Source organism: Streptomyces sp. NPDC006365 (assembly GCF_042870755.1).
Lineage (GTDB): Bacteria > Actinomycetota > Actinomycetes > Streptomycetales > Streptomycetaceae > Streptomyces > Streptomyces xiangluensis.
Genome location: NZ_JBIAHS010000011.1, coordinates 251,344 through 267,418, shown reverse-complemented (window position 1 = coordinate 267,418; position 16,075 = coordinate 251,344). Strand labels below are relative to the sequence as shown.

The 16,075-nt window shown below is 72.0% G+C and carries 10 protein-coding genes and 3 pseudogenes; 6 read left to right on the top strand and 7 right to left on the bottom strand.

What is annotated here, in order from left to right; genetic code table 11:
- Positions 1-3 precede the first annotated feature (3 nt).
- From ACFYO0_RS28480 to ACFYO0_RS28460, 5 genes and pseudogenes are all read left to right on the top strand, one after another.
- Positions 4-924 carry an NAD-dependent epimerase/dehydratase family protein gene (locus ACFYO0_RS28480; RefSeq protein ID WP_388681582.1) on the top strand — a complete coding sequence of 307 codons (921 nt, stop codon included), beginning with the start codon at positions 4-6 and terminating at the stop codon, positions 922-924.
- Positions 921-2,891: an FAD/NAD(P)-binding protein gene (locus ACFYO0_RS28475; RefSeq protein ID WP_388681580.1), complete on the top strand. Its 1,971-nt coding sequence runs from the start codon at positions 921-923 to the stop codon at positions 2,889-2,891. Before ACFYO0_RS28480 ends, ACFYO0_RS28475 begins: the two co-directional genes overlap by 4 nt.
- A gap of 5 nt (positions 2,892-2,896) precedes the next feature.
- The gene (locus ACFYO0_RS28470; RefSeq protein ID WP_388681578.1) at positions 2,897-4,312 is read left to right on the top strand and encodes an adenylosuccinate lyase family protein; all 1,416 of its coding nucleotides are present in this window, start codon (positions 2,897-2,899) and stop codon (positions 4,310-4,312) included.
- Positions 4,309-5,502, top strand: a pseudogene (locus tag ACFYO0_RS28465) (MFS transporter); the annotation flags it as partial. The gene ACFYO0_RS28470 and the pseudogene ACFYO0_RS28465, both read left to right, overlap by 4 nt.
- A gap of 418 nt (positions 5,503-5,920) precedes the next feature.
- A pseudogene (locus ACFYO0_RS28460) lies at positions 5,921-6,046 on the top strand (SDR family NAD(P)-dependent oxidoreductase); the annotation flags it as partial.
- A gap of 3 nt (positions 6,047-6,049) precedes the next feature.
- Here ACFYO0_RS28460 and ACFYO0_RS28455 read toward each other — a convergent pair.
- From ACFYO0_RS28455 to ACFYO0_RS28435, 5 genes and pseudogenes are all read right to left on the bottom strand, one after another.
- Positions 6,050-6,930 (bottom strand): annotated as a pseudogene (locus ACFYO0_RS28455) (IS200/IS605 family accessory protein TnpB-related protein); the annotation flags it as partial.
- 8 nt (positions 6,931-6,938) lie between these two features.
- Positions 6,939-7,862, bottom strand: a complete 924-nt coding sequence (locus ACFYO0_RS28450) for a carbamate kinase (RefSeq protein WP_388681575.1) — start codon at positions 7,860-7,862, stop codon at positions 6,939-6,941.
- A 63-nt stretch (positions 7,863-7,925) separates the two neighbouring features.
- Positions 7,926-8,834 carry a universal stress protein gene (locus tag ACFYO0_RS28445; RefSeq protein WP_388681572.1) on the bottom strand — a complete coding sequence of 303 codons (909 nt, stop codon included), beginning with the start codon at positions 8,832-8,834 and terminating at the stop codon, positions 7,926-7,928.
- Between the two features lie 421 nt (positions 8,835-9,255).
- Entirely contained in the window at positions 9,256-10,161 is a 906-nt protein-coding gene (locus ACFYO0_RS28440) for a universal stress protein (protein ID WP_388681570.1), read from the bottom strand.
- 303 nt (positions 10,162-10,464) lie between these two features.
- Positions 10,465-11,490 (bottom strand): 2-hydroxyacid dehydrogenase, encoded by a 1,026-nt coding sequence (locus tag ACFYO0_RS28435; protein ID WP_388681567.1) that lies wholly within the window; start codon positions 11,488-11,490, stop codon positions 10,465-10,467.
- 290 nt (positions 11,491-11,780) lie between these two features.
- Between ACFYO0_RS28435 and ACFYO0_RS28430 the strand changes: the two genes are divergently transcribed.
- The gene (locus tag ACFYO0_RS28430) at positions 11,781-13,352 is read left to right on the top strand and encodes an oleate hydratase (protein WP_388681564.1); all 1,572 of its coding nucleotides are present in this window, start codon (positions 11,781-11,783) and stop codon (positions 13,350-13,352) included.
- Positions 13,353-13,472: 120 nt separating this feature from the next.
- On the opposite strand, the gene ACFYO0_RS28425 is transcribed toward ACFYO0_RS28430, so the two are convergent.
- Both ACFYO0_RS28425 and ACFYO0_RS28420 read right to left on the bottom strand, forming a co-directional pair.
- Positions 13,473-14,600, bottom strand: a complete 1,128-nt coding sequence (locus tag ACFYO0_RS28425; protein ID WP_388681561.1) for a tetratricopeptide repeat protein — start codon at positions 14,598-14,600, stop codon at positions 13,473-13,475.
- Positions 14,597-15,913, bottom strand: coding sequence for an AAA family ATPase (locus ACFYO0_RS28420; RefSeq protein ID WP_388681558.1), 1,317 nt, complete (start codon positions 15,911-15,913; stop codon positions 14,597-14,599). The genes ACFYO0_RS28425 and ACFYO0_RS28420 overlap by 4 nt, the downstream gene beginning before the upstream one ends.
- Between the last annotated feature and the right edge of the window lie 162 nt (positions 15,914-16,075).

Here is a 16,075-nt window from a genome sequence, read left to right as displayed (position 1 = left end):
GCCGTGCGGGTGCTGGTCGCCGGGGCCACCGGAGTGGTCGGACGTCCGCTGGTGGGCGCGCTGCGGGCGCGAGGACACCAGGTGAGCGCGCTGGTACGTCACGAGTCCGGGGCCCCGGAGGCGGACGCGGTCGTGGTCGCCGACGCCCTCGACCGTCAGGCTCTGCTGGCAGCGGTGTCGGCTGCCAGGCCCGAGGCGGTCGTCCATCAGATGTCGGCGTTGCGGCTGCTGCGCGACGACCCCGCCGGGGCCTTCGCGCAGACCGCGCGGCTGCGTACCGAGGGCACCGCCAACCTGGTCGCGGCGGCCCGGGCGGCCGGAGCGCGGCGGCTGGTCGCGCAGTCCATCGCCTTCGCCGCCGCACCGGCCGGGGATCCGGTCCTCGACGAGGACGCGCCGCTGTACGTGGACGCCCCCGACCCGGGCTGGGCCGCCACCGTACGGGCCGTCGCCGAGCTGGAGCGGCTGGTCCTGGGCGGCGGTCCGGACCTCGCGGGCGCGGTGTTGCGGTACGGCACGCTGTACGGCGCCGGGACCGCGTACGCCCGTGACGGCGGGACCGGGCAGCGGGTGCTGGCCGGGAAGCTTCCGCTGCCCGAGGGCGGCTCCGGGATCATGTCGTTCCTGCATGTGGAGGACGCCGTGGGGGCCGCGGTGGCGGCCGTGGAGTCGGATGCCACCGGGGTCTTCCATGTGACGGACGACGACCCGGCCCCGGCCGCGCAGTGGCTGCCGCTCTACGCCCGCACGCTGGGCGGCCCGCCCCCACGCACGGTTCCGGCGGCGATGGCGCCCCGTTTGCTCGGCTGGTTCATGGCCCACCAGCTCACCGCGGCGCGCGGGGCGGCGAACGACCGGGCCCGTGCGACGCTGGGCTGGAAGCCGCTGCGGCCGAGCTGGCGCGACGGGCTGGGCGGGGAATGACCGAGCCGGCACGGAGCGGGCCCGGTGACGCCCTCGTTATCTGTGTGATCGGTGCCGGTCCACGCGGGCTCTCGGTCCTGGAGCGGATCTGCGCCAACGCCGACGGCACCGCCGGGACCACCCGTCCGGTCGTGGTCCACCTCGTCGACCCGTACCCGCCCGGCGCGGGCGCGGTGTGGCGTACCGACCAGCCGGGCGAGCTGCTGATGAACACGGTCGCCTCCCAGGTGACCCTGTTCACCGACGACAGCGTGGACTGCGTGGGGCCGTCGGTGCCGGGTCCCAGCCTGTACGAGTGGGCGCGCATGGTCAGCCAGGGAGCGTTCGCCGAGGGCTGCCCGGACCGGGTCCTGGACGAGGCGCGGTGGCTCGGCCCGGACTCCTACCCGACCCGGGCATTCCACGGCCACTACCTGAAGTGGGTGTTCCGGCACCTTCTGCGCATCGCCACTCCCCGAGTGACGGTCCACACGCACCGGGCGACCGCGGTCGCGCTGGACGACGCCCCGGACGGGCGGCAGACGGTGACACTGGAGGACGGCGGCCTGCTGTCCGGGATGGACGCGGTGGTCCTGGCGCTCGGCCACGGGGAGCTGACCCCGAGCCAGGACGAACGGGAGCTGCGCTCCTTCGCCGACCGGCACGGCCTGGCCTATGTGGGTCCCGCCAACCCGGCCGACGCCGATCTGAGCGGCATCCCGCCGGGCACGCGGGTGGCGCTGCGCGGGCTGGGGCTGAACTTCTTCGACCAACTGGCGCTGCTCACCGAGGGCCGCGGCGGCACATTCAAGGAGAGCCAGTCCGGACTCGTGTACCTCCCGAGCGGCAACGAACCGGTCCTGTACGCCGGTTCGCGGCGCGGTGTGCCGTACCACGCCCGGGGCGAGAACGAGAAGGGCGCACTCGGCCGCCACCACCCCCGGTTCCTGACCCCGGAGGCCATCGCCGGGCTGCGGCGGGCGGACGGCGGGCGGCTCGCCACCTTTCGCAGTGACATCTGGCCGCTGATCGACCGGGAGGTCCGCACCGTCTATCACGAGGCGTGGGTCCTGGCCGCTCACGGGCCTGGGGCCGCCGATGAGTTCGTACGGTCCTGTCTTGCCGGGGCCGGGGAAGTGGCCCTGCTCGACCGGTACGCGGTGCCGCCCGGTGAGCGGTGGGACTGGCAGCGGATCGAGCGTCCCTACGGCGAGCGGACCTTCGCCGGCCGGGGCGACTTCCGGCACTGGCTGCTGGACCACCTGCGGCGGGATGTCGCCGAGGCCCGGCTGGGCAATGTGAGCGGGCCGCTGAAGGCCGCGCTGGACGCCCTGCGGGATCTGCGCAACGAGATCCGGCTGGTGGTCGACCACGGCGGTGTCTCCGGTGAGTCGTACCGTGCCGAACTGGACGGCTGGTACACGCCGTTGAACGCGTTCACCTCGATCGGTCCGCCGGCCTTCCGGATCGAGCAACTGATCGCGCTGATCGAGGCCGAGGTGCTGCATATGGTCGGTCCGCGGATGCGAGTGCGGCCCTCGGCACCCGAAGGCGGTTTCCTCGTGGACGCGGAGCTGGTGTCCGCGCCTCCGGTGCTGGTGAGCGCGCTGATCGAGGCGCGGTTGCCCGTTGTCGATCTGCGGCGGAGCACGAATCCGCTGCTGCGCGGGCTGCTGACGGCCGGCCAGTGCGGCCCGTACCGGCTGACCGGTTGGGAGACGGGTGGACTCGCGGTGACAGGGAGCCCGCCCCGGCTTGTGGACGCGGCGGGCCGGGCGCATCCGCGCCGGTTCGCCTTCGGGGTGCCGACGGAGGGCGTGCGCTGGGTGACGGCGGTCGGCATCAGGCCGGGCGTCGGCTCGGTGACGCTGGAGGACTCGGACGCGATCGCGCGGGCGGCTCTGCGGTTGGCGGGGAACGAAGTGGCGTTGTCCGCCAGTACTTTGACCTTACGTCAGACACCGGATGCAGGGGGCCGAAGAACGTGAACGGGATGTCCGTGGGCACCGACTCGGGCCTGCTCGCCCCGACCTGGGCGGGCACGCCCGTCGCGGCCGAGGTGACCGACGAGGCATGGCTGCAGGCGATGCTGGACGCCGAAGTGGCGCTGGCCCGGGCCCAGCACGCCGTCGGGCTGACGCCCGCCGCGGCGGTGGAGGCGATCGCCTCGGTGGCCCGCGCGGACCGCCTTGACCTGGTCGCCCTGGCCCATGAGGCCCGGGCCGCGGCCAACCCGGTCGTGGCGCTGGTGAGCGCCTTCACCGAGGTGGTCGTCGCCAGGGACGTGGCAGCCGCCGAGTACGTGCACCGCGGATCGACCAGCCAGGACATCCTCGACTCGGCGGCCATGCTGGTCGCCCGCAGAGTGCTCGGCCTGATGGCCGCCGACCTGGAACGCACCGGCGCCGCCCTGGCCGCGCTGGCCGACACCCACCGCCACACCGTCCTGGCCGGGCGCACCCTGGCCCAGCACGCGGTGCCCACCACCCTCGGCCTCAAGGCAGCGGGCTGGCTCCAGCTCGTCGCCGACGCCCTGGCCCGGGTCCGTACGGTCGCGTCCGCGCTACCGGCCCAACTCGGCGGCGCGGCAGGCACCCTGGCCGCGTATCGCGAGTACGCGGCATTGGACGGCGGGGTGGGTGAGGGCGGCGTCGAGTTGCTCGGCCCGTTCGCGGAAGCCCTGGGGCTGGCCGAACCGGTGCTGCCGTGGCACACCGTGCGCACTCCGATCGCCGAACTGGGCGCGGTGCTTCAGCTGGTCACCGGAGCGCTCGGGAAGTTCGCGCTCGATGTGCAGACGCTGTCCCGTACCGAGATCGGCGAGGTGTCCGAGCCCGCCGCCGCGGGACGCGGGGCCTCTTCGGCGATGCCGCAGAAGCGGAACCCCGCGCTCGCCACGCTGATCGTGGCGGCGGCCCGTCAAGTGCCCGCCCATGCCCTCGTACTGGCCCAGTGCATGCTCGCCGAGGACGAGCGGCCCGCCGGGGCGTGGCACGCGGAGTGGCACCCGCTGCGGGAGGCGCTGCGGCTGGCGGGCGGGGCCACACACACGGCCGTCGAACTCGCGGAGGGGCTGATCGTGCACCCCGAGCGGATGCTCGCCAATCTCGAACTGACCGGCGGCGCCATCGTCACCGAACGGCTGACGGTGGCGCTCGCCCCGGTGTTCGGCAAGGTACGGGCGAAGAAGCTGCTGACCGCCGCCTCGGCCGAGGCCGCCGACACCGGGCGCACGATCGGCGAGGTGCTGTCCGGCCATCCCGACGTGGCGGCCCGGTTCACCGCCGACCAGCTGTCCGAGCTGCTCGACCCGGCCCGCTACACGGGTGCCGCCGACGCGCTGGTCGACCGGGCGCTGCGCGTGTACGGGGACCTCGGCGACACCACGGACGACGGAGGCACCCGATGAGCACGGTGAGCCCGACGGAGGAAAAGGCCGCGCCGTCCCGGTCGTGGCCCGTCCTGGTGGTCGTGGTCTGCGCCCAGATGCTGATCTGGCTCGACACCTCGGTCCTCAACGTCGCTGTCACCACTCTCGCCGACCCGGACGAGGGCCTGGGCGCGACCCCCGCCGAACTGGAGTGGGTGGCGAGCGCCTACACCCTGGTCTTCGCCGGCACCCTCTTCGCGGGCGGCGCGCTGGCCGACCGGTTCGGCCCCCGCACCACCCTCATCGCCGGTCTGGCACTGTTCGGCGCGGCCTCCGGAGCCGGGGCGTTCGCCGGGAGCCCGGCCTGGCTGATCGTGGCGCGGGCCTTCATGGGCGCGGGCAGTGCGCTGCTGATGCCCGCGACTCTGTCGGTCATCGTGCAGAGCACTCCGGAAGAGAAACGCACCCGGGCGATAGCGATCTGGAGCTCGTCCAGCGGTCTGGGCGTGGCCGTCGGCCCGGTCGTGGGCGGGGCGTTGCTCAGCCATTTCTGGTGGGGTTCGGTGTTCCTGGTCAACGTGCCGATCGTGGCCCTGTGTCTGGCCGGGGTGGTGGCCGTCGTACCCGAACTGAAAGGTCCCCGGCGCCGGGTGCTCGATCTGCCGGGGATGGGCCTCTCGGTGCTCGGTCTTGGCGGTGTGGTCTACGGGATCATCGAGCTCGGCAACGGACGGACGTGGTCCGGCCCGCACGTCCTCTTCCCCCTCCTCCTGGGCGGCGCACTGCTCACCGCCTTCGTGGCCGGTCAGCGCAGGTCCCCGGTCCCCAGCCTGGACCTGCGACTGTTCCGGCAGCCCGGGTTCACTGCCGGGAGTGTCGTGCTGCTGATCGCGTTCATGGCGCTGGCCGGGCATCTGTTCTACGCGGCCTTCTATCTCCAGGGGCCCCGCGGCCTCTCCCCAGCCGAGGCCGGAACCGTGATGATCGCCGCCGCGGTCGGCATCGTCCTGGGCAGCCAGGCCTCCCCGGCGATGAGCCGGTTGCTGTCGGCCCGGTGGACGGTCGCGGCCGGAGTCCTGGCCACGGCCGCCACGTACGTCGGTTATCTGTGGTTCGACGGACGGACCCCCGTCCTGACCGTCGCCGCGCTGCTGTGGGTGCAGGGGTTCGGGATGGGTCTGGTCGGTACGCCGGTCACGGCCGTGATGATGAGCGGGGTGCCGCCGCATCTCGCGGGCGCCGGATCGGCCGTCAACAGCGTGACACGGCAGGTGGGCGGGACGCTCGGCGTGGCGATGGCCGGCTCGGTCCTCTCCGGGGTGTACCGGGCGCGGATGGCGGACGCCGAACTGCCGGGTGACGCCCAGGGGTTGACGGCGAGCGCCGAAGAGCAGGCCCGGACCTCGGCCGAGGCGGCACGCTCGCTGGCCGGTTCGCTGCGTCTGCCCGAACTGGCGGCCGCGGCCGACCGCGCCTTCCTCGACGCGATGTACGCGGCCACGTTCTGGACCGCCGTACTGGCCCTCGCCGGGTTCGCCGTGTCCGTCGTCGGGCTGCGCGCGCGGGACGTCAACAGCGGGAACAGCGGAACGGGAACGTCGGAAGCGGCGAAAGCACGGGCACAGCGGAAGAGGAACGGAGGGGACGATGGAACAGGCACCGGCTCGGTCGGTTCTCGTGACCGGGGGGAACAGGGGGATCGGGCTGGCCACGGCACGCCGTTTCGCGAGGGCGGGGGACCGGGTCACGGTGACCTACCGGGGCGCTGAACCGTTCCTAGGGACTGAGCGGGAGTGAGTCCTGCTGCCAGGACCCGTGCTCAGCCGAACGCCCCGAACGGTGTTGGGCGTTCTGGTTCCCCGCGTTCGCTCCGCACCCGGCGCCAGCGGATCGTGTCCGTGGTCCGGGGATGCGGGGGCGGGGTCCCTCACGCCCCGGAACGCCCGATGAGGCCTGACGGTCCGATGCCCCACCGCATCACTCCGGTGCTGTGGGGGCGGTGCCGTCCGTCGCCGGATCGGGTGTCCCTGGGCGCGCCTGCCGATCGCCACGGCGGCTGCGTCGTGGCGTGTGGTGGTGCGGTTCTTACTGGTGAGGGGCTTTTGCCAGTGCTGGGCGCCCCACTTCGAGGTGTACGCGGGGTCGACCGCGATGATCGCGATGCCGATGGCGTCGGCCATCGAGGACAGCCGGGCCCGCAGTCTGCCGGTGGGCATGCCGGAGATCAGCTGCCTGAACCGCTTGCGGCGTCCGTGCTTCTCACGGGTCTTCTCCGCGGTGAAGTCCAGATCTTCGACGGCGATCGCGGCCACGCCGCAGGCCTTCGCCCAGTGCAGCAGCCGGGTCAGGGCGTGCCGGACCTGCGCGTCGCGGTGATCCGCGGTGCCGGACAGGTCGTAGAAGAAGTGCCGGGGATTGCCGACCGGGTTGCCGTGCACGTCGAGGCGCCAGGCGGCCAGGTGATCGGCGTTGGTGTCCACCGCGATCACCCCGTCGGCGAGGGCGGACTCCAGCGGGATGATCCGGGTCGGCGGAGACTGCCAGGCAGCGGTCACATACCAGCGGTTGCGGCCGGTGTCGTAGTGGATGCGGTAGGCGACGGCCCTGTTGACCTCGACCCGGTCGGCCCACTCGGTGCCCCGGTGGGCGAAGCGGACGACGGAGTTCAGCCGATGGCAAGGTCGGGGCGGACGAGCGTTCCCGATCTGCCGTGGACGATCTCGTACGCCGCGTCGAGGGCACCGATCGCGGCCAGGCCGCCGGTGCGTTCGACGAACCGGGCGGCGGCCTCCGTCTTGGGTCCCATCGAGCAGTCGGGGAAGCCGGCACGGCGCAGGTCGTCCGGGGTGGCGTCCAGGACGGGGTGCTGGTCGGCGGTGCCGTAGCCGGTGTAGACGTTCGGTACGTCGGTGAGGATGAGCAGGAAGTCGGCCTTGAGGTCCTCGGCGAGCAGGGCCGCGGTGAGGTCCTTGTCGATGACCGCGTCCACTCCGCGCAGGGCGCCGGTGTCGCTGTCGGCGGTGACGGGAACGCCTCCGCCGCCGGCGCAGATGACCAGAACGCCGCAGGTGAGCAGGTCGTGGATGGTCTCGGTCTCGACGATTCCCTCGGGCGCGGGTGACGCGACGACCTGGCGCCACCCGGCGGCGTCCTTGGCGATGTGCCAGCCGCGCCTTCGTGCGAGGGAGCGGGCGACGTCCCGGGGGTACACGGGGCCGACGCGCTTCGTGGGCCGCGCGAAGGCCGGATCGTCGGCCCGTACCAGGGTGTGGGTGACGAGTGCGGCGATCTTGTGGCCGGGCAGCGCGTCGTACAGGGCTCGGACCAGCAGTGAGCCGATCAGGCCCTCGGTCTGGGCGCCCAGGAGGTCCAGCGGATAGGGGGCGGTCAGGACCGGGTCGGCCGCGCTCTCCATGGCGAGGAGGCCGATCTGCGGCTCGTTGCCATGGGTGATGACGACCTCGTGTTCGAGGGCGAGGCCGGCGACGGCGGTGGCCACCCGGTCGATGTTCGCCCGCTGTACGGCCGCGTCGGGGCGATCACCCCGGCGCAGCAGGGCGTTGCCGCCGAGGGCGATGACGATGCGCACGGTTCGGTCCTCCAGGGTGGCGAGAGAGGTACGGCCTTGTTCGGGAGCGTCCGGGGCGCCGGTTCAGGCGTGCGGTACGACGGCGACGGGGCAGCTGACGTGGTGCAACGCCGCGTGCGTCACGGGTCCGATGTGCGTGCCGAGGTGGCTGTCCCGTGTGCGGCGCCCCACCACGACGAGGGAAGCTCCGGACGACGCGCGCACCAGTGCCGTGGCCGCCCTGCCTTCGGAGACGGTCTCGGTCACGGAGATCCCGGGGAACTTCTCGCACCACGGCCGCAGCGTCGCGATGACGGCGCGTTCCCGTGCCGCGAGGAGCTCCGGCCCGGACCCTGTGACCGCGTGCAGGTCGGCGCCGTCGGCCGACGGAACGCTGAAGGCGTGGATCACGTGCAGTGCGGAGCCGTAGCGGCGGGCGGCCTCGAAGGCGAACTCGATCAACTCGTCGCAGGGGCGCCGGGTGTCCAGTCCGAGAACGACATCGCGGTACGGGATCTCGGGGATCTCCTCCGGCGAGACACCGTCAGGTGCCGGAAGGTGTTCGTCGGCGGAGGTCTCGCCCGCGCGGACGAGCACGACGGGGCGCGGCGACCTGGCGACGACCCGCTGGGACACCGAGCCGACCAGGAATCCCACGGCACCGCTGAGCCCGCGGGAACCGAGCACCAGGAGCTCCGCCTCCTCGGCCGCCGCGAGCAGGGCGTCGACCGCGGAGTCGGCCACCACCTCGTCGACGATCTGCAGTCCCGGGTGCGCGGCACGCACGCTGCCGACCGCTCGGTCCAGAGTCTGCTGGGCCCACTCGTGCTCGCTCGTGCCTGCCGGTACGGAGGAGGCCGGGCGGGGGTGCCACTTCCACGCGTGCACCAGCCTCAACGAGGTTCCGCGACGCAGGGCTTCCCGGGCCGCCCAGTGCGCGGCCGCAAGGCTCTCGGTGGAACCGTCAACTCCCACGGTGACGTGCCGAAGCATGCCGTCTACCTCCTCCGTCCGAGCCTGTATTGCTCTCCCGGTACGAGCCTTGTGCAGGAACAGCCTTCTGCGCAGGGGCCGTACAGGCCCTTCCTGGACCCGTTCGGCCCCAACTCCAGCCCCACAACGTGCGCTCCGTACCTCCGTACTCGCGTGGCTCAGTGACGTACCAGAGCCCTCCGCGGTCGACCCGACCCCCCGGTCGTCCGCGTGGCCGTCGACCGGCGACGGCTGCGGCGCCGTTGTGCACGTAGGGCCCGTAAGGCCCGTAGCGCCAGCGCATCGAGCGCGGCGCCGAGCACATAGGTGACCGCCATGGAGATCCCCAGGAGGATGGCGAACAGCCTCCAGAACTCCGGCGTCAGTGACGTACCCACGATGCACACCCCCTCTCAGCCGCTCCTCCTCAGGAGCGGTGAGTTCAGTCGTGCGCGACGACGGCGACGGGAGCCGTGGCGTGGTGCAGCACGGCGTGCGTGACAGGGCCGATGTGCGTGCCGAGCAGGCCGCGGCGGATCCGGCGGCCGACGACGACGAGGGAGGCCCCGCGGGAGGCGTCGACCAGCTGGGCGGCGGGACTGCCGGAACGGGATTCCTCAACGACATGCACGGCCGGGTACTTCTCCTTCCAGCGGTGCAGCACCTCGGCCAGCGTGGCAGCGTCCTGCTTGGCCAGCACGGCGTTGAGCTCGGGGTCTGCGGGCAGGCCGTAGGCGAAGTACGGCGGCAGGTCCCAGGCGTGGACGACCCGCAGGGGCGTGACACGGCGGGCAGCCGCCTCGAAGGCGAAGGTGAGCAGCGTGTCATCGGGGTGGTCGGTGTCGAGTCCGAGGACGACGGGCTCGGACAGGTCCGCAGCGAACGGGACGGCGGACGGATCCATCGCATGCCCGTCCGCGGCCTGCCCCCCGGCCCGCACGAGGACCACCGGCTGCTCGGCCTGCGCCACGACGGCCTGGCCGACGGAGCCGACGAGGAAGCCTCCGATGCCGCTCAGCCCCCGGGAGCCGAGAGCCAACAGCTCGGCGTCCTTCGCCGCCTGAGTCAGCACCTCGGCGGGCCGACCGGGCACCTGCTCCACGGTTACGTCCAGTCCGGGGTGACGCAGACGGAGCGCTTCGACCACTTCGCACGCGATCCTTCCCCAGCCTTCGGACTGCGCCTCACCACCGAGGAGCGGCGCCATGGCCATGGGCGCGGGGACCGGCTCCCAGACATGGACCAGCTTGAGCGGAAGGAAACGCCGCTTCGCCTCACGGGCCGCCCACTCGGCGGCGGCACGGCTCTCGGCCGAGCCGTCGAGACCTACGACAACAGTGCGGACCATGGCTTCTGCCTCCTCAATGGGGATGTGATTCCAGCGTGGTGGTGTGCGGGCCGGTGGTGCAGGGGCCGCAGGTCCCCGACCGGGGCCGGTGGGCCCTGTCGGCCGGCCGGTACGGGGCAGGCAACGGCCTCTTCCCCGGGCCCGTTGGACAGGCGGCAGCCACAGGACGTCCCGGACGGGGCGTCGCGCCGCGCGGGCTTCCCCGGTGGTGCCGTTCGGCCCCATGGCTGGGGCCGGTCGCCTCGCGCCAGGAGTCTGCCCCTGACGGCCTCGTCAGCCGTCCCGGTGCGGGAAGGCGTCCGGTCACCGCACCGTGCCGGTCTGGCCCCGGGAGACGAGGGTGTTGTCATTGGTACGGTCGGCGAAGTGGTCCGCGACGTTGCCCACGGTGGTGGCGGCGATCTGGCCGACGGCGTCCCGGGTGAAGTAGGCCTGGTGCGAGGTGACCAGGACGTTGTTGAAGGTCATCAGGCGGGCGAGGCGTTCGTCGGTCATCACCTCAAGGGACTTGTCGAGGAAGAACACGCCGGCCTCCTCCTCGTACACGTCCAGACCGACACCGCTCAGCCGTCCCGCGCGCAGCGTCTCCAGCAGCGCGTCGGTGTCCACGAGGCCGCCGCGGCTGGAGTTGACCAGGATCGCGTCGTCCTTCATCAGGGCCAGGGCGCGGGCGTCGACAAGGTGGTGGGTGTCCGGCAGCAGCGGTACGTGCAGGCTGACCAGGTCCGCCTCGGCGAACAGGCGCTCCCTCTCGACGTACTGCATGCCCAGGGCCAGGCAGTCGGGGTTCTCGGCGACGTCCCAGCCCAGCAGCCGCATCCCGAAGCCGTGCGCGATCCGCGCGAACGCGGCCCCGATCTTCCCCGTGCCCACCACCCCCGCGGTCCGCCCGTGCAGGTCGCGGCCGATCAGTCCGTCGAGCCGGAAGTCGAACTCCCGCGTGCGGTGCGCGGCCCGCACGATCCGCCGGTCGACGGCGAGCGCGAGCGCCCAGGCGAACTCGGCCACCGAGTACGGCGAGTAGTACGACACCCGCGCCACCGTCAGCCCCAACTCCTCGGCGGCCGTCAGGTCGATGTTGTTGTAGCCGGTGGCCCGCTGGGCGATCATCCTGGTGCCGCCCTTGGCCAGCGCGCGCAGCACCTCGGCGTCCAGGGTGTCGTTGACGCTGCTGAGCACCACCTCATGCCCCGCCGCGATGGGGGCGGTGTCCCGGTTCAAGAACAGCCCCAGACAGCGCAGGTCATGCGCGGCGCCGAACTCCCGGTCGAACGCGTCCCGCAGCAGCGGCTGTTCGTCCGCGAGGACGCCGTACGCGACGATCTCCACGTGGTTCTCCTCCCACAGGGACGGCTGATCACCTCTCCACCGTATGGCCGCAGCGATACGGCCAAAGGGCCCGACGGACCTCGAGGGCAAAGCCCGCGTGGGGTCGCAGTGGTACCTGGTCGGCCCGCCGTGCCGTCCACGTCCGTCCACGGGACGGGGGCGCCGCGATATCAGGTCCGGGCGGGCCGTAAGGCGGTGACCATCGGCCCAGTGACGGCGGTCGCGGCGTCAGGAACCGTGGGTGGGGTGGGTCCGATCGACGGGCGAGGACGAGGACGAGGAGCTGTGTGATGGCGAAGGCGTATCTGGTGGGCAGCGGCATCGCGGCGCTGTCCGCGGCCACGTTCCTGATCCGCGACGGCGGTTTCCAGGGTTCGGACATCCACCTCTTCGAAGGGCAGCGGAACCTCGGCGGCAGCCTGGACGCGGGCGGCACGGCGAACACCGGCTACACCATGCGCGGCGGGCGGATGTTCGAGGCCGAGTACCGCTGCACGTACGACCTGCTGTCCGGCATCCCCACCCTGGACGACCCGTCGGTGTCGGTGACGCAGGAGATCCTGGCCGGGCACGAGGAGTTCGCCCGGGACGACATCGCCCGCCTCGTCGACGGCGACGGGAAGATCGTCGACACCCGCTCGATGGGGTTCACCGAACACGACCGCCTGGACCTGGTGCGCTGCCTGGCCGCCCCCGAGGGACACCTGGACGGCAAGCGGATCACGGACTGCTTCGGCGAGCACTTCTTCACCACGAACTTCTGGTTCCTGTGGTGCACCACATTCGCCTTCCAGCCCTGGCACAGCGCCATCGAGTTCCGCCGCTACCTCAGGCGCTTCATCCACCTCCTCCCCGAGTTCGCCTCCCTGTCCGGCATCCACCGCACCCGCTACAACCAGTACGACTCCATCGTGCGCCCCCTGACCGCCTGGCTGCGCGAACGGGGCGTCACCGTCCACACCGGCTGCCACGTCACCGACCTCGGCCTCATGCCGGGACGCCGTAGCACCACGGTCACCACCATCTACCTGTCCCGGGGCGGCCTCGACGAGAAGATCACCGTGTCCCCCGAGGACCTGGTCCTGGTCACCAACGGCTCCATGACGGACGCCTCCAGCCTCGGCTCGCACACCGCCGCGCCCCCGCCGGCTCCCCACCGCTCGGACGCCTGGCTGCTCTGGCACCGCCTGGCCAGGGGACGCGACGACTTCGGTAACCCGGACGCCTTCGACAAGCACGTCAAGGAGTCCCGCTTCGCGTCGTTCACCGTCACCGCCAAGGATCCCGCCTTCCTCGACGCCCTGGAGAAGTTCAGCGGCCGCGAGACCGGCCGGGGCGGCCTGATGACCTTCACCGACTCCAACTGGCTGCTCACCATCGTCGCCAACCGCCGGCCCGTCTACCGCGATCAGCCCGAGGGCGTCTCCGTCTGGTGGGGCTACGGCCTGCATCCCGGCCGAGCCGGCAACCACACCCCCAAGCCGATGACGATGTGCTCCGGCCGGGAGATCCTCGAAGAGGTCCTGCACCACCTGCCGTTCGGCGAGCCGACGGCAGCCCGCGTCCTGCAGACCTCCACCGTCGTGCCCTGCCTGATGCCGTATGTCACCAGCCAGTTCCTGTCCCGCCGCCGCGGCGACCGGCCCAAGGTCGTACCCGAGGGATCGGTCAACCTCGCCTTCATCGGGCAGTTCGCCGAGGTGCCGGACGACGTCGTCTTCACCGTCGAGTACTCCGTACGCACCGCCTGGACAGCAGTGGCCCAACTCCTCGGCCTCGACAAGCACCCGCCAGCGGTCTACAAGGGCCACCACGACCCCCACGTCCTGGCCGCCGCCCTGGAAACCATGCACCGCCGGTAACCGCCCGGGCGGTCGACCGACGCGTTCAGGTCGTACGCGGCTCCGCACGCCCGAGGCCGCCCCGACGCCACCCGCCCCGCGTACTCATTGCTCCGACGCGGGCGAAGAGGGGGCGCGACCTCAGCGCGTCATCCTCCGGTCGAACCAGATCGTGGCGAACGTCGGCACCAACCCGGCCCAGAAGATCACCTGCGGTACGGCACGGTCCGTCCACGGGATCTCCGCGATCAGCAGGGCGCACAGCATCGCCCAGGCCCCTTGGGCCAGCGTGACCCGGGCCCAGAGGCCGCGGCGAATCAGTGAGAGGACGTTCAGCCGGACGCCGGCGCGTCGGCGGCGGTAGCGCAGGAGGGCGCCGAAGATCCAGATGGCGGTCATGGGGACGAGGAACCACAGGCGTTGGCCCAGTGAGAGCGGCAGATCCCGCTGCACTTCGCCCTCGACGGCGAACAGGTCCAGCATCGTTCCGGCGAGAGCGAGGCAGAGCAGGGCGAGCCATCGGGTGCCGCGCAGCAGGCGGTAGGTGGCCCGGTCGAGTTCGCGCTGCATGGACGGGGAGTCGGGCGCGGCGGCTAGTGCGTCGGCGTACAGGTCCGCGGCTTCGGAGGCGGTGACGCCCTGGGCGCCGGCTGCTTTCCTGGTCTGCCGTGCCAGGGCCTCGGGGTGGTTGGGGTTGATCTGGAGGATGGCGCGTTCGAGCTGGTCGGCGACGGTTTCGTTGCCCGAGTAGCTGGCTATGCGCCAGGCGATCTCGTGGGCGTAGACCTCCTCGGGGCCCAGGCGCAGCGCCTCCATGGCCAAGTCGGCCGCCTCGCGGGAGACGCTGTCGACTTCGCGGGTACTCACCTTCGCGGCGCCGGTCGCCTTGGCGTAGCGGACCAGCGATGCCCGCCACACGGCGTCGGCGAGCAGTGCGTAGCCGAACCAGTGGTGCGGATCGACGCGGACCGCTTCGCGCAGCACCGGCTCAGCTTCGAGCCATCCCCTGCCCGGTGTGTCGCACAGCGTCCGAGCGCGCAGGATGAGCGCGCCGTAGTCCTCGGGTGCGAGTTCGAGGGCCTCGTCGGCCGCCTCCAGCGCCTGCTGCGGCTGCTCCGTGTTCAGGTGGCAGTAGCCGATCTTGACCCAGGCGCGTACGTCGCCGGGGTCTTCGGCGAGGCGCCGGCCCAACAGCGCCTGGGCCTGTTCGTAGCGTTCGAGGTCGATGAGCGCCTGGGCCTGTTCGACGGCCGGGTGCAACGTGGTCATAGCTTCCGCTTCTTCTTCAGGTAGGCCACCAGGTCGTCGTACATGCCGCCCTCGTTGGCGAACATGGCCACGTTGCGGGCGGAGGCGAACCACGGCTCGGCCGACGGCACGGTCTCCTTGGCGGCGGCCAGCAGGTCCTTCATGCCGATCATGCGCACGGTGCCGGTGCGGGCCGAATCGAGCAGGGCCCGCTCGGCTGCGGCCTCGCACAGGTGGGCCAGGTCGGCCCCGGACAGTCCCTCCGTGGCCTTGACCAGCTTGCCCAAGTCGACGTTCTCCACGGGACGTTCACGCAGGTGGTAGCGGAGGATCGCCTCGCGGGCGGGTGCGTCGGGCGGCAGCACGAGCAGGGTGCGGTCCAGGCGGCCGGGGCGGCGCAGGGCGATGTCCACGTCCCAGGGCACGTTGGTGGCCGCCAGCACGAACACGCCGTCATTGGCGGCCGCGTCGATGCCGTCCAGCTCGGTGAGCAGCTGGTTGACGGTGTTGCGCATGCCGCTGTTCTGTGTGCGGCTGCGCTTGCCGCCCAGTGCGTCCAGCTCGTCGAGGAAGACCACGCAGGGGGCTTGGCGGCGGGCGTTGGCGAAGATCTCGTGCATGTTGCGCTCGGAGTTGCCGATCCACATGTCGAGCACGTCATTGACCGACACCGACAGGAAACTCGCCCCGAGTTCCCCGGCGATCGCGCGGGCGATGAAGGTCTTGCCGCAGCCGGGCGGCCCGTACAGCAGCAGTCCGCCGCGCAGGGACTTGCCGTACAGCTTGCGCAGTTCGGGATTGCGCATCGGTGCGAGGAAGGCCGCCTCGAGACGGTCCTTGACCTCCTTCATGCCACCGACGTCTGCCAGGCGCACGGTGCCCGGCGCTTCCGTGTCCCATGCGGTCGCGTCACCCGGGTCGCCGCTGCCGTCGACTGTGAGTGGGGCCTCGACGAAGCGGGGCGGGACGAGATCGCCGACCTCTTCCTCGGCGGCCCGCCAGTCGTAGCCGTCGCGGGATTCCGGGGCGGGGGCCGGGGGCCGTTCGGACGGGGGGACCCCTGGCGGTGGTGCGGTGGCGGAGGCCGGTGCCAGTGGACCAGCGGGCGCCTCGCTCGGTGCGGCTGCGGTTCCGCCCATGGCCCGGACCATGAGCTCACGCGCCTGAGCATCAGCCGGCGCGTGCTGCAGCGCTACGGCCGCCTCCGTGACCGCTGCATCGAAGTGCCCCGCGGTCAGGAGCAGTTCGGCCAAGTGCAGCCGCAGCGGTACGTCATCGGGCGCGGCCGCAACGGCCGAACGCAGGCTCTGTATCAGAGGGGATTCGGCCGACATGGTTCACACCTTACGTATGCGACGGCTGTGACCGTCGGGTGCCCTTGGGACTGGCCCCGGTCGCCACTGGTGGAAGTGCCGTGCCCCGCCCAGGAGATGGCGGCCACGTGGCGCACGTACCACCGCCTCCGAGACCGACCGCCACTGTCAGACCCCCGTGGA

Bases quoted from the DNA above. Each gene is read 5' to 3' on its own strand.
- ACFYO0_RS28470 (WP_388681578.1), top strand. From the start codon at position 2,897: ATGTCCGTGGGCACCGACTCGGGCCTGCTCGCCCCGACCTGGGCGGGC.
- ACFYO0_RS28475 (WP_388681580.1), top strand. From the start codon at position 921: ATGACCGAGCCGGCACGGAGCGGGCCCGGTGACGCCCTCGTTATCTGT.
- ACFYO0_RS28420 (WP_388681558.1), bottom strand. From the start codon at position 15,913: ATGTCGGCCGAATCCCCTCTGATACAGAGCCTGCGTTCGGCCGTTGCG.
- ACFYO0_RS28430 (WP_388681564.1), top strand. From the start codon at position 11,781: ATGGCGAAGGCGTATCTGGTGGGCAGCGGCATCGCGGCGCTGTCCGCG.
- ACFYO0_RS28425 (WP_388681561.1), bottom strand. From the start codon at position 14,600: ATGACCACGTTGCACCCGGCCGTCGAACAGGCCCAGGCGCTCATCGAC.
- ACFYO0_RS28445 (WP_388681572.1), bottom strand. From the start codon at position 8,834: ATGCTTCGGCACGTCACCGTGGGAGTTGACGGTTCCACCGAGAGCCTT.
- ACFYO0_RS28440 (WP_388681570.1), bottom strand. From the start codon at position 10,161: ATGGTCCGCACTGTTGTCGTAGGTCTCGACGGCTCGGCCGAGAGCCGT.